A 12451-nucleotide genomic window follows, 5' to 3' on the forward strand; every position below is an offset into this window, starting at 1 on the left:
TCCCCGTCATCCCCGTCGTCCCCGTCATCCCCGTCATCCCCGTCATCCCCGTCATCCCCGTCATCCCCGGGCCAGAATGCCGTCGATCTTGCCGGAGGCGTCCTTCAGGAGCCGGTCGACGTCCGCGTCCTTCTTGGTGAGGACGGCGGAGACGACGCCGTCGAGGACGGAGTAGATCTGCTGGGCGTGCGGCGGCTCGATCCTCATCTCCAGGCCGCGGTTGCCGTCGAGGAAGGCCCGGTAGTTCTCCACCGGCACGTTGGCGTTGGCCTTCTTCACCTGCTGGTCCCTGGCGTCGGCGGCGCCGGTGAACAGGCGGGGCTCGGGCAGGCCGACCGGGGCGCCGGCCTTCTTCGCGCGGGCGTAGTCGCCGAGGAAGCCCTTGCCGGGGGTGAGGAACATGTGGTCGAGCCACTTCAGGCCGGCGCGGATCTGGGCGGGGGTGGCCTTCTTGTTGACCATGTAGCCGTCGCCGCCGATGAGCGTGGCCCTGCCGCCGGGCATGGGGGCCAGGGCGAGGTCCTGGTAGTTGCCGCCCTTCTCCTTCACCAGGATGGGGATGTTGTCGGGCGCCGCGAGGTACATGCCGAGCTTGCCGGCGCCCATCATCTGCTGGACGTCGTTGATGACCAGCAGCTGCCTGCTGCCCATGGAGCCGTCCGTCCAGCGCATGTCGTGCAGGTTCCGCAGGACGGCGCGGCCCTCGGGGCTGTCGACGGCGGCCTTCTTGCCGTCCGGGGTGACGACGTCGCCGCCCTGGGAGTACAGCTCGGCGGTGAAGTGCCAGCCGCCCTGGTTCTGGGCGCTGTAGTCGGCGTATCCGACGGTGCCGTCGCCGAGCGCGGCGATCCTCTTCGCGGCGGCGCGGACCTGAGCCCAGGTGGCCGGGGGCCGGTCGGGGTCGAGGCCGGCCTTTTCGAAGAGCCGGCGGTTGTACAGCAGGCCCATGGAGTAGCCGGTGCGCGGGATGCCGTAGATCCTGCCGTCGACGGTGTAGATGTCGCGCAGTTGCTTCTGGATGGTCGGGTAGCTCTTCAACTCCTTGACGTAGGGGGTGAGATCGGCGGCCTGGTGGAGGTCGACGACGTGCCGGGCGTCGGTGAAGTAGGTGTAGAACACGTCCTCCATCTGGCCGCCGGCGAGCTTGGCGTCGAAGGTCTTGGGGTCCTGGCAGGGGAAGGCGTCGTGCGCCACGACGTCGATGTCCGGATTCCGCTTCTCGAAGGAGGCGAGGTCCTGCTCGAAGAACGTCCGGTCGAGCCTGGCGCTCCTGGGCGGCTCGCAGTTGACGGTGATGCGTGTCCTGCCGTCCGCCGTGTCGCCGTCCGAACCGCCGCAGGCGGTCGCGGCGAGGGCCAGACAGCAGGCGCTGAGCGCGCTCAGGACGTGCCGGACACGGCGGAACCCGGTGCTTGGTGTCATCGGTGGACCCCTCTGGGCAGGAGCGGTGGGCGCCGCACACTCAAGCACCGGAGACAGCGGTGCGCAATATCTCGCGCGAATTTTGAAATAAAGAGACAGCCGAGTGGATCTCACGCGCGGGGTGCTTGCGCGGTGGAGCCGCGCACCACCAGCTCGGGCTCGAACAGCAGCTCCTCGGCCGGTACGGCGGTGCCCCCTATCTGGGCGTTGAGCAGTTCCACCGCCGCCCGGCCCATGGCCTCGATGGGCTGGCGGACGGTGGTGAGCGGGGGTTCGGTGCAGTTCATGAACGCCGAGTCGTCGTAGCCGACGACCGACACCTGGGAGGGCACGTGGTACCCCTTGCGGCGCGCGGCCCGGATCGCGCCCAGGGCGAGCGGGTCGCTGGCGCAGATGATGCCCGTCACCCCCCGGTCCAGGAGCCGGGAGGCCGCCGCGTGGCCGCCCTCGATGGAGAAGATGGCGCGGGCCACGTACTCCTCCGGCAGCTCCCCGGCGACGGCGCGGGCCGCGGCCAGCTTGCGCGCCGAGGGCACGTGGTCGCCGGGTCCGAGCACCAGGCCGATCCGCTCGTGCCCGAGGGAGGCCAGGTGCCGCCAGGCCTGCTGCACGGCGACGGCGTCGTCGCAGGAGACGCCGGGGAAGCCGAGGTGCTCGATGGCCGCGTTGACCAGCACGACGGGGATGTTGCGCTCGGCCAGCAGCCGGTAGTGGTCGTGCGGCGCGTCGGCCTGGGCGTACAGGCCGCCGGCGAAGACGACGCCGGAGACCTGCTGCTGCAGCAGGAGTGCGACGTAGTCGGCCTCGGAGACGCCGCCCTTGGTCTGGGTGCACAGCACCGGCGTCAGTCCGAGCTGGGCCAGCGCGCCGCCGATGACCTCCGCGAACGCCGGGAAGATGGGGTTCTGCAGTTCGGGCAGGACCAGGCCGACCAGCCGGGCGCGCTCGCCGCGCAGCTGGGTGGGCCGCTCGTAGCCGAGCACGTCCAGCGCGGTCAGCACCGCCTGCCGGGTGGCCTCGGAGACGCCGGGCTTGCCGTTGAGCACCCGGCTGACCGTGGCCTCGCTGACCCCTACCTTCTTCGCCACTTCCGCAAGTCGTCGCGTCATGAGCGCAAGAGTAACGCAAGAAATGCAAACTGCTTGCGTAAAGGAGGGCCTATAAAGGAGGTCCGGGGATTCCGTGAGGCGGCGGGGGCGGGCGGGTCGACCCGGGTGGCTCCGTTTGAAGGCGCGCGGTGCGGAAACCCCGCCTTCATCGGGCGTTACGGCACGCGCTTCGCCTCCGTGACTTTCCCATGATCCTTCCACGACCTTCGCGAGGGTCTCCGTGAGCTTCGCGAGGGGTGCGATCTCCTCCCGTCACCGCACCCGGGGAGCACCGATGAAGACATCCGCCCGCTCCGTCTCCGCCCTGCGGCACGACCCGCTCGTGCGCGGCCTCGGCTGGGCCAGTGCGCTCCTGGGCATCCCCCAGGTCGCCGATCCGGCGGGCTTCGCCCGGCGTCTGGGCGCGGACGGCGACCCCAGGAACCGTCTGGTCACGGCCGCCGTGGGCGTGCGCGAGCTGACGGCGGCCGCCGGACTGCTGGGCCGGCCGCGCCCCGCCTGGCTGTGGAGCCGCGTCGGCGGCGACGTGATGGACCTGGCGCTGCTGGCCCGGGCCCTGCGGAACCGCGACGGCCGCGGTGCCGCCCGCACGGTCGCCGCGACCGCCGCGACCGCCGCCCTCACCGTCACGGACGTCTACGCGGCCGTGACCCGCACCGCCGGGAGCAGCCCCGTGGAACTGACCGCCGCCACCACCGTCACCAGGCCCCCGGAGGAGGTCTACGACCTCTGGCACGACCTGGAACGGCTGCCGGAATTCATGGCGCACCTGGACGAGGTGCGCGTCACCGGTCTCCGCACCAGCCACTGGACGGCGAGCGCGCCGTTCGGCCGGACGGTCGAGTGGGACGCCGAGACCACCCACGACCTGCCCGGCCAGATGATCGCCTGGCGTTCCGCGCAGGGCGCGGACATCGCCCACTCCGGCGAGGTCCGCTTCGTCCCCGCACCGGGCGGGCAGGACACGGAGATCCACGTGACCCTGCGCTACGACCTGCCCGGCGGGGCGCTCGGCAGGGCCGCGGCCCGCTATTTCGGCGAGGAGCCGCACCAGCAACTGGACGACGACCTGCGCCGCTTCAAGCAGATCGCGGAGGTCGGCGAGATCGTCCGCTCCGAGGGCGCGCCCGGCGGCAAGCGGGCCCGCGGGGAGTTCCCGCAGCACCCGGCGCAGCCGCTGACCCCGGACGAACTGAAGGAGGCCCTGGCATGAAGGCGACCTGCTGGACGGGGCGCAACGCGGTCGAGGTGCGGGACGTCCCCGCACCGTCGATCCTCAACAGCCGCGACGTCATCGTGAAGGTGACCTCCACGGCGATCTGCGGATCCGACCTCCACCTCGTCGACGGCTACGTCCCCACCCTGCAGGAGGGCGACGTCCTGGGCCACGAGTTCATGGGCGAGGTCGTCGAGGTCGGCCCGGGCGTCGACGACGGCACGCTGCGCGTCGGCGACCGCGTCGTGGTGCCGTTCCCGATCGCCTGCGGCGCCTGCGCCGCCTGCCGCGCCGAGCTGTACTCGTGCTGCGAGAACACCAACCCCAACGCCGGCACGGCGGAGAAGCTCTTCGGCCACCCCACCGCCGGCATCTACGGCTACTCGCACCTCACCGGCGGCTACGCCGGGGGCCAGGCCGAGTACGCCCGCGTGGTGCTGGCCGACGTCAACGCCCTGAAGGTCGAGTCCGACCTCACCGACGAGCAGGTGCTCTTCCTGTCCGACATCCTGCCGACCGGATACATGGGCGCGGAGATGTGCGACATCCAGAGCGGTGACGTCGTCGCCGTCTGGGGCGCCGGACCGGTGGGCCAGTTCGCGATGGACAGCGCCCGCCTCCTGGGCGCGGAACAGGTCGTCGCGATCGACAAAGAGGGCTACCGGCTGGAGATGGCCGCCGAACAGGGCTACGAGACGATCGACTTCGAGGAGGTCGACGTGCGGTCGGCGCTGCTGGAACTCACCGGCGGCCGCGGTCCCGACAAGTGCATCGACGCGGTCGGCCTGGAGGCCACGCACGGCGCCTCCCACCTCCACCTCTACGACCGCGCCAAGCAGGCCGTCCGCGCCGAGACCGACCGGCCCCACGCGCTGCGCCAGGCCGTCCTGTCCTGCCGCAGCGGCGGCGTGGTGTCGGTCGTCGGCGTCTACGGCGGGCTGATCGACAAATTCCCGGCCGGCGCCTGGATGAACCGGTCCCTGACCCTGCGCACCGGCCAGTGCCACGTGCAGAAGTACATGAGGCCGCTGCTGGACCTGATCGAGCAGGGCCGGCTCGACCCCACCCGGGTGATCACCCACCGGCTCCCCCTGGACCGGGCCCCGCACGGCTACGACCTGTTCAAGAACAAGAAGGACCGGTGCGAGAAGGTCGTGCTCACGCCCTGAGCCACCGACGCCCCGGCCGACCGCCCCGCACGCTGCCCCCTGCCCGGGTCGTGGACGGGCCCGCTTCAGGAAAGCGCGAGGCCGGCCCGCACGGGGCCCCTGACGCGTGATCAGGCTTGTGGAGCGCCACCGTCCCCTGCCAGGTGGGTGAGCCACTCGCGCAGCAGGTGCTGCTCGGCGTCGCTCAGGACACCGGCATCGTCGGGGAGAGCGGCGCGGAACGGCGAGTTCGCCGCCGTCGACTCGACGCTCGCCGAGCTGATCGGGCGAGAACCCGCCCCCTTCGGTGCCCTGCTGGAGCGTGCCTGGGCCGAATGGACCTGAAGCGCTCGGCTCATGGGCGAGGGAGGCGGAAGGGCGTTCAGGGCCTGCGGCCGTGGAAGGTGCGGCGCAGGTCGTCCACCCAGGCGTCGGGGTTCTCCCAGGGGATGAAGTGGCCGCCGCGGTCGTGGGCGTTGACGTTGACGTGGTGGAACCAGTCGCCCTGCGGGCCGGTCTTGAACGCCTGGACACGCTCGTCGGCGGTGTGGATGCCGGGCGGGTTCTCGTACGTGACGAAGGTGACGCCGACCGGGGCCTGCACGACCGGGGTGCGGTCGTGGGCGGGGGTCCAGGGGTAGCGGTTGGCGTTGGCGTAGTAACGCATCGACGTGGCGATGGAGTTGTTCACCCAGTAGATCGTGGCGTGGGTGAGCAGGTCGTCCTTGGTGAAGACGGATTCGAGGTCGCCGCCGTTGTCGCTCCAGGCGTTCCAGCGCTCCAGCAGCCAGGCGAGCAGTCCGGCGGGCGAGTCGCTCAGCCCGTGGGCCAGCGTGGCGCCGTCGAGCATGTGCACGGCGAGGTGGGACGCCCAGCGGCGGTCCAGCTCGACGATGCGGGCGCGGACGTCGGCGGGCTGGTCGTCGGTGAGGGGCCGGTTCCGGGCGAAGTCCCAGGCGCGCGGGCCGTTGAAGAAGTCGAGCGGCAGCCCGGAGCCGATGTGGATGCCGTACAGCTCGTCGGCGTACTTGTGGCCGAGCTGGCTGGAGACGATCCCCCCGATGTCGCAGCCCCCGGCGGCGTACTTCTCGTATCCCAGGGTCTCGGTCATCAGGGTGTGCCAGAGGTCGGCGACCTTCCAGAAGTTGACGTCCGGAAAGCCGGTGAGCGGGCCGGGGAAACCGAAGCCGGGCAGGGACGGCACGATGACGTCGAACGCGTCGGCGGGGTCGCCGCCGAACGCGGCCGGGTCGGCGAGCGGGTCGATCACCTTCGACCAGTGCCAGAACGTCCACGGCCAGCCGTGGGTGAGGATCAGCGGGATCGGACGGGGGCCGCGGCCGGGCTTGCGCAGGAAGTGCACCGGGACACCGGCGACGCTCACCCGGTAGTGCTCGTAGACGTTGATGGCGGCCTCGGCCTTGCGCCAGTCGTAGCCGTCCCGCCAGTGGGCGACCAGCTCACGGAGATAGCTGTCGGGGACGCCGTAGGACCAGTCCTCGTTCCCCTCGTCCAGCGGCGGACGGGTCCGTGCGAGGCGGGCGCGCAGGTCGTCGAGGACCTCGTCGGGCACGTGGATCGGGGTGGGCTGCAGGGGGAAGGCGGGCGGGGTGCTCATCGCGTGGCTCCTCAACTGGAGTGCGTCGTCGGCCTGTTGGGCGGCGAGCCGTGACGGTCTTCCGCCGGGATTCTCCGGCCGTCCGGCCCGCCGGCGGACGATCGAAGGACGACAGGCGCGGCGAGCGCCCGGCGAACCAGGCCACTCCGGCGCGAAGGTACGACGTCGTCGATCCCCTCACATCCGACGCCGATCCATGGTCGAAAGCCCCTGGGGTGCGGATCGAACTGTGATCAAGGGGTGGTTCTCGTGAGGTCCTCGAGCCGGATCAGCGAGGCGCGCAGGTGGAGGCCGGCGAGGTGGCTGTCCAGGGGTCTTGCCGTACCGAGCGGCGATACCTCGCCAGGCCTGGAGAGACTGAGCATGGCTCGATACGAGCCCTGAGATCAGCCGAGACCACGATGAGCGGCCCACAACGCCCCGGCACGGCTGGCGGCGTCGGAGATCAGGGCCGCCAGTTCGGGTCTGTCGGGGACAGGGAACGAGACGTATGCGCCCCGACCACCACCGACCGGTCTGCCATAGGCCTTCACGGCGAGGTGACCGTCCGGGAGGAGCCGGACGTTGAGTGTGGTCAGCGTGAAGGCTTCACCGCGTCGGGTGTCCGTCCAGCGGAGCGCCTGCGGTATCGCGACGTTGATCGCCAGAGCACTTATTTCCGGATCGCTGCTCATGGACGGATGATCTCACGCGAGTCGCCACGGGCGGCCGCCACCGCTTGCGCGGCAGGCAGTTCGATCACGACTCGGCACGCGCCTAGGGCCTGTCGTTTGGATCACGCCGCAGACGCGGGGTCTGGCACGCACTCCCCCAAGCTCTTCGAGCAGGGGGCACCCCCAGCGGCGTTGTCGTCGGTTGCCGACGCTCCGCGTCGACGCCCTCCTCCGCCTTGCAGCTGCACGCACCAGACCCCGCTCACCGGTACGGATCAGGCGCCGTCGGCATCCTGCGACCTGATCCAAACGACAGACCCTAGACCCGGCTCGTCGCCGCGGTGTCCGACGACAGCCGCTGGGCGGCGTACACGGGGATCACGGACAGCGCGACCAGGACCACCGCGACGACGCTGACGACCGGGGCCTGCCGGGGGCGGGTCATGTTCTCGAAGATCCACAGGGGGAGGGTCTGGACGCCGGGGCCGGCGGTGAAGGTGGTCACCACGATCTCGTCGAAGGAGAGCGCGAAGGCGAGCAGCCCGCCGGCCAGCAGCGCCGGGCGCACCAGCGGGAAGGTGACGTCGGCGAAGGCGCGCAGGCTGTGCGCGCCCAGGTCCATGGCGGCCTCCTCGTAGGAGCCGGGGGTGCGGCGCAGCCGGGCGACGACGTTGTTGTAGACGATCACGACGCAGAAGGTGGCGTGCCCGACGACCACGGTGAACAGGCCGAGCCCGACGCCCAGCGGCCGAAGGACCGTGCCGAAGGCGGAGTTGAGGGCGATGCCGGTGACGATGCCGGGCAGCGCGATGGGCAGCACGAGGACGAAGGAGACGGTCTCGCGGCCGAAGAACCGGTGCCGGGCCACCGCGAACGCGGCGAGCGTGCCCAGGACGAGCGCGATCGCGGTGGCGCCGAGGCCCGCCTTGAGAGAGACCCACAGGGCGCTGCGGGCACCGGAGTTGTCCCAGGCCGTCGCCCACCAGTGCAGGGTCAGCCCGGGCGGCGGCCAGCTCGCGCTGCGGTCGGGGTTGAGGGAGTTGACGACGACCAGCAGGAGCGGGGCGTAGATCACCGCGAAGCCGAGTCCGGCGGCGAGGCGCAGCGCGATCCGGGCGGGACGGGAGAGGTGCACGGCAGGTCCTCCAGCGGGCCGCTTGCGGTCGGGGGCTTCAGGGACTTCAGAGAATCCAGGGACTTCAGAGGTTTCAGAGGCTGCTGAGCGCGCCGGTGCGGCGTACCGCCAGCAGGTACAGCACGATCACGACGACCGGGACGGTGCCCAGGGCGGCGGCCAGGGGCAGGTCGAGGTCGATGTTGGCGTAGACGAGGTTGCCGATGAGCTGGGTCCTGCCGCCGACGATCTGCACGGTGATGTAGTCGCCGAGGCTGAGCGAGAAGGTGAACACCGATCCGGCCGCCACCGACGGCAGCACCGTCGGCAGCACCACCGACCGCACCGTGCGCCAGGTCCGCGCCCCCAGGTCCGCCGACGCCTCCAGCAGGCCGGCGGGCAGCTGGGCCAGGGCGGTGTGCACCGGCAGGATCATGTACGGCAGCCACAGGTACGTCAGGGTCAGCACGGTCGCCGGGAGGCCGTAGCCCGGTCCGGCCAGGCCGAACGGCCGCAGCAGCCAGTCGGCGGGTCCGCCCTCGGAGAGGATCAGCCGCCAGGCGTAGACCTTGACCAGGTAGCTGGCCCACAGCGGCATGAGGACGGCGCCCACCAGCAGCGGGCGCCACCGGGGGCGGGCGACGCGGGCGGTGTAGAAGGCGACCGGGAAGGCGAGCACGGCGCACAGGGCGGTGACCGCGAGGGCGACGCCGATGCTGCGCAGCACCACCTGCCGGTAGACGGGGGTGGTCAGCAGCGCGTGGAAGTTGTCGGTCGACCAGACCTTGACGACCTGCGAGGTGAAGGAGTCCGTGGTCCAGAACGCGGAGACGAACAGCACGCCGAGCGAGCCGAGGTAGAGCACGGCCAGCCACAGCAGCGGCGCGGTCAGCAGCAGGGTGAGCCTCAGGCGCGGGTGGCGGTGCAGCGCCCCGGCCAGCCGCCGGGCGGCGGTGTCCGGGGCGCCGGCGGCACCGGATGCGGTCGCGGTCACGGCTCAGCCCTTGATCTCGGTCCAGGCCCGCACCCACTGGGCGTAGGGCACGCACGTGACGTCGGTGCGGCCGTCCAGGCACTGCTCGATGGGCGTGTTCCAGAAGGCGATCCGCTTCCAGTAGGCCTTGTCGGCGGCGTGGTAGGTGGTGCAGAAGTTCTTGTCGGCGGTCTCGGCGCAGGCCTTGGCGTTGGCGGGTGCTTCACCGAAGTACTCGGCGACCTGGGCGTTGACCTTCGGGGAGACGATCCAGTCGAGCCACTTGTAGGCGCAGTTGGGGTGCTTGGCCTTCGCGGAGACCATCCAGGTGTCGGACCAGCCGGTGGAGCCCTCCTTGGGCAGGACGGCCTTCACCTTGGCGCCCTCGTCGGCGGCGAGGTTGGCGATGACCTGCCAGGTGGTGCCGACGACGGAGTCGCCGCTCTTGAAGGCGGAGACCTCCTTGAGGTAGTCGCTCCAGTACTCGCCGATGTTCGCGTTCTGCTTCTTCAGCAGGTCCACGGCGGCGTCGAACTGCTTGCGGTCCAGCGCGTACGGGTCCTTGATCTTCAACTCGGGCCGGGTGGCCTTGAGGTAGAGCGCCGCGTCGGCGATGTAGATCGGCGAGTCGTAGGCGGTGACGTGGCCCTTGTACTTGGCGGCGTCGTCGAAGACGGCGGACCAGGAGGTGGGCGCGGGCTTCACCTTCCGGGTGTTGTACATCAGCAGGTTGGCGCCGCGGCCGTGCGGGATGCCGTACGCCTTGCCCTTGACGGAGTTCCACGGCTGCATCTTCAGGTCGGGGAAGACGTCCCGGTAGTTCGGCACCAGCTTGGTGTTGACGGGTGCGGCGTCGCCGGAGGCGATGAGGCGCAGGGAGGCGTCGCCGGAGGCGGAGACGGCGTCGTAGTCGCCGGTCTTCATCAGCTTGACCATCTCGTCGGAGCTGGCCGCGACCTTCGCGTGGACCTGGCAGCCGGTCCGCTTCTCGAAGTCGGTGACCCAGTCCACCTTGGGGTCGTCGGAGCCGTCCTCGACGTACCCGGCCCAGGCGACCAGGTTGACCTGTCCCTCGGTGCGGCCGAGCTTCGCCGGTGCCTTCAGATCGGGCGGGTTGAGGCCGGTGGCCGAACCGCCGCCGCCGGAGCCGGAGTTGTCGCAGGCGGTGGCGGTCAGCAGCAGGGCGGCGGCCACGGCGGGGAGGATGCGGGTCAGGCGCAAGGCGTTCTCCCTACGGAAGTACGGAAAAAGAGGCGGCCGGAAAGCCGGCGGCGGGTCAGTCGGAGTCGGGTACGCGGACGGCGTGCCGGCGGTGCCACTGGAGGCGGACCCGGGTGCCGCGGTAGGCGGCGACGTCCTCGGCGGAGGTCTCCAGGTTCTGCTGCAGTGCGGTGAGGCGGCCGCCGGCGTCGAGGTCGACCAGGAGGCGGGTGGTGTCGCCGAGGTAGACGACCTCGGCGACGGTGCCGACGGCGCAGACGTGCCCGGGGTCGTCGGCGTCGGCGGATTCCTTCAGGACGCGGATTTTCTCCGGCCGGACGCTGTAGGTCCCCTCCTCCCCCAGGACGCGCCGCGCCGCCTCGCCCCGCAGCAGGTTCGAGGTGCCGACGAAGGAGGCGACGAACGGGGTGGCGGGGCGTTCGTAGATCTCGGCGGGGGTGCCGACCTGCTCGATGCGGCCCTGCCGGAAGACCGCGATGCGGTCGCTCATGGTCAGGGCCTCCTCCTGGTCGTGGGTGACGAAGACGAACGTGATGCCCACCTCCCGCTGCAGCGCCTTGAGTTCGACCTGCATCTGCTCGCGCAGTTTCAGGTCGAGGGCGCCGAGCGGCTCGTCGAGGAGCAGCAGGCGGGGGCGGCCGACGAGGGCGCGGGCGAGTGCGACGCGCTGGCGCTGCCCGCCGGAGAGCTGGGCGGGGCGGCGCCGGCCGAAGCCGTCCAGCCGCACCTCGGCGAGCGCCTCGCGGGCCCGCGCCAGCCGCTCGGCCCTCGGCACCCGGCGGATCTTCAGCGGGTAGGCGACGTTCTGTTCGACCGTCATGTGCGGGAAGAGCGCGTAGTCCTGGAAGACGGTGTGCACGTCGCGCTCGAAGGGGGCGAGGCGGGTGACGTCCCGGCCGGCGAGTTCGATGCGGCCGGCGGTGGGCGTCTCGAAGCCGGCGATCAGGCGCAGCACCGTCGTCTTGCCGGAGCCGGAAGGGCCGAGCATCGAGAAGAACTCGCCGTCGCGGATGTCCAGATCGACTCCGTCCACGGCGGTCGTCTCCCCGAACGACTTCCGCAGGCCCCGCAGCCGGACCGCGCTCGACTCCATGGACGGGAACCTCTCTGGTGCGCCGGTGCGTTGACCTTCGGACGGAAAACATATGAAGTCATAGTTCAGCGCTCAAGACCGCCTCGGGGTAAAGCTTGAGTCAACGCGCAAGGTGGTGGCCGTGAAGCAGCAGCACACCGCAGGCGGCGCCCGCAGGGGCCTCTTCGCGCCGGTGGACAGCCGGGCGCGGGTGGACGCGGTCGTCCGCAGGATCGGCGACGCCATAGAGCTGGGGCTGCTCGCCGACGGGGAGCAACTGCCCGGCGAGAGCGACCTGGCCGGGCAGCTCGGGGTGTCCACGGTGACGCTGCGGGAGGCGCTGATGGCGTTGCGCCAGCGGGGCCTGGTCACCACCCGGCGGGGCCGCGGCGGCGGCAGCTTCGTCTCCCTGCCCGACGCCCCCGGCGCGGACCGCCTGCGGGAGAGGCTGCGCGGCTGGAGCAGCGAGGAGCTGCGCGACCTCGGCGACCACTGGGCCGCCCTGTCGGGTGCGGCCGCCCGCCTCGCCGCGCAGCGCACCGGACCCGGCGACCTCGACCAACTCCGGCGCACAGTGGAGGAGTTCGCGCACACCGGGGACGTTCCGGCCCGTGCCCGGCTGTACGGGCGCTTCCACGTGGAACTGGCGGCGGCCGCGCAGTCGGCACGGCTCACCCGGGAGCAGGTGGCGCTGCAGACGGACGTCGGGGCGCTGCTGTGCCTGGTGCTCGGCGACGACGCGTGTCGTGAAGAAGTCGCGGAGCGCCAGTGCGCGGTGCTCGCCGCCGTGCAGGATGGGGACGAGGACTCGGCCCGCTCGCTGGCCGAGCGGTGCGTCCAGCGGTCGGCGGCGCGGCTGATCGCGCTGCGCCTGGAGCTGTAGGACGCGCCGGAGAGGTCCACGT

Annotated in this window: 11 protein-coding genes and 1 pseudogene; 3 read left to right on the plus strand and 9 right to left on the minus strand. The window is 71.3% G+C overall.

Annotated features, from left to right (window positions below; all coding sequences use genetic code 11):
- Positions 1-60 precede the first annotated feature (60 nt).
- Together IE225_RS25650 and IE225_RS25655 are read right to left on the minus strand one after the other, a co-directional pair.
- Positions 61-1422, minus strand: a complete 1362-nt coding sequence (locus IE225_RS25650; RefSeq protein ID WP_190059976.1) for an ABC transporter substrate-binding protein — start codon at positions 1420-1422, stop codon at positions 61-63.
- Positions 1423-1532: 110 nt separating this feature from the next.
- Positions 1533-2531 carry a LacI family DNA-binding transcriptional regulator gene (locus IE225_RS25655; protein ID WP_190059977.1) on the minus strand — a complete coding sequence of 333 codons (999 nt, stop codon included), beginning with the start codon at positions 2529-2531 and terminating at the stop codon, positions 1533-1535.
- A gap of 274 nt (positions 2532-2805) precedes the next feature.
- Here IE225_RS25655 and IE225_RS25660 point away from each other — a divergent pair, with 274 nt between their 5' ends.
- On the plus strand, positions 2806-3744 hold the full coding sequence (locus IE225_RS25660) for an SRPBCC family protein (protein ID WP_190059978.1): 939 nt from the start codon (positions 2806-2808) through the stop codon (positions 3742-3744).
- Entirely contained in the window at positions 3741-4916 is a 1176-nt protein-coding gene (locus tag IE225_RS25665) for a zinc-dependent alcohol dehydrogenase (protein ID WP_190059979.1), read from the plus strand. The genes IE225_RS25660 and IE225_RS25665 overlap by 4 nt, the downstream gene beginning before the upstream one ends.
- A gap of 110 nt (positions 4917-5026) precedes the next feature.
- Here the strand turns inward: IE225_RS25665 and IE225_RS33490 are convergent.
- From IE225_RS33490 to IE225_RS25700, 7 genes and pseudogenes are all read right to left on the minus strand, one after another.
- Positions 5027-5143, minus strand: a pseudogene (locus IE225_RS33490) (TetR family transcriptional regulator); the annotation flags it as partial.
- Between the two features lie 134 nt (positions 5144-5277).
- On the minus strand, positions 5278-6513 hold the full coding sequence (locus IE225_RS25675) for an epoxide hydrolase family protein (RefSeq protein ID WP_190059980.1): 1236 nt from the start codon (positions 6511-6513) through the stop codon (positions 5278-5280).
- 386 nt (positions 6514-6899) lie between these two features.
- Positions 6900-7187, minus strand: a complete 288-nt coding sequence (locus IE225_RS25680) for a hypothetical protein (protein ID WP_190059981.1) — start codon at positions 7185-7187, stop codon at positions 6900-6902.
- Positions 7188-7485: 298 nt separating this feature from the next.
- Complete coding sequence (locus IE225_RS25685; RefSeq protein WP_190059982.1) at positions 7486-8301, minus strand: ABC transporter permease; 816 nt, start codon at positions 8299-8301, stop codon at positions 7486-7488.
- A gap of 73 nt (positions 8302-8374) precedes the next feature.
- Positions 8375-9274, minus strand: coding sequence for an ABC transporter permease (locus IE225_RS25690; RefSeq protein ID WP_190059983.1), 900 nt, complete (start codon positions 9272-9274; stop codon positions 8375-8377).
- Positions 9275-9277: 3 nt separating this feature from the next.
- On the minus strand, positions 9278-10474 hold the full coding sequence (locus IE225_RS25695) for an ABC transporter substrate-binding protein (RefSeq protein ID WP_190059984.1): 1197 nt from the start codon (positions 10472-10474) through the stop codon (positions 9278-9280).
- Positions 10475-10529: 55 nt separating this feature from the next.
- Positions 10530-11567 (minus strand): ABC transporter ATP-binding protein, encoded by a 1038-nt coding sequence (locus IE225_RS25700; protein WP_190059985.1) that lies wholly within the window; start codon positions 11565-11567, stop codon positions 10530-10532.
- A 121-nt stretch (positions 11568-11688) separates the two neighbouring features.
- On the opposite strand from IE225_RS25700, the gene IE225_RS25705 reads away from it, so the two are divergent.
- Positions 11689-12429 carry a FadR/GntR family transcriptional regulator gene (locus IE225_RS25705; protein WP_229880027.1) on the plus strand — a complete coding sequence of 247 codons (741 nt, stop codon included), beginning with the start codon at positions 11689-11691 and terminating at the stop codon, positions 12427-12429.
- The last annotated feature ends 22 nt before the right edge of the window (positions 12430-12451 follow it).

Origin of the sequence: Streptomyces echinoruber (genome assembly GCF_014651135.1) — a bacterium.
GTDB lineage: Bacteria > Actinomycetota > Actinomycetes > Streptomycetales > Streptomycetaceae > Streptomyces > Streptomyces echinoruber.

Excerpts from the sequence above, each read along its gene's own strand:
- IE225_RS25650 (WP_190059976.1), bottom strand. The coding sequence starts at position 1,422 with ATGACACCAAGCACCGGGTTCCGCCGTGTCCGGCACGTCCTGAGCGCG.
- IE225_RS25655 (WP_190059977.1), bottom strand. The coding sequence starts at position 2,531 with ATGACGCGACGACTTGCGGAAGTGGCGAAGAAGGTAGGGGTCAGCGAG.
- IE225_RS25660 (WP_190059978.1), top strand. The coding sequence starts at position 2,806 with ATGAAGACATCCGCCCGCTCCGTCTCCGCCCTGCGGCACGACCCGCTC.
- IE225_RS25665 (WP_190059979.1), top strand. The coding sequence starts at position 3,741 with ATGAAGGCGACCTGCTGGACGGGGCGCAACGCGGTCGAGGTGCGGGAC.
- IE225_RS25675 (WP_190059980.1), bottom strand. The coding sequence starts at position 6,513 with ATGAGCACCCCGCCCGCCTTCCCCCTGCAGCCCACCCCGATCCACGTG.
- IE225_RS25680 (WP_190059981.1), bottom strand. The coding sequence starts at position 7,187 with ATGAGCAGCGATCCGGAAATAAGTGCTCTGGCGATCAACGTCGCGATA.
- IE225_RS25700 (WP_190059985.1), bottom strand. The coding sequence starts at position 11,567 with ATGGAGTCGAGCGCGGTCCGGCTGCGGGGCCTGCGGAAGTCGTTCGGG.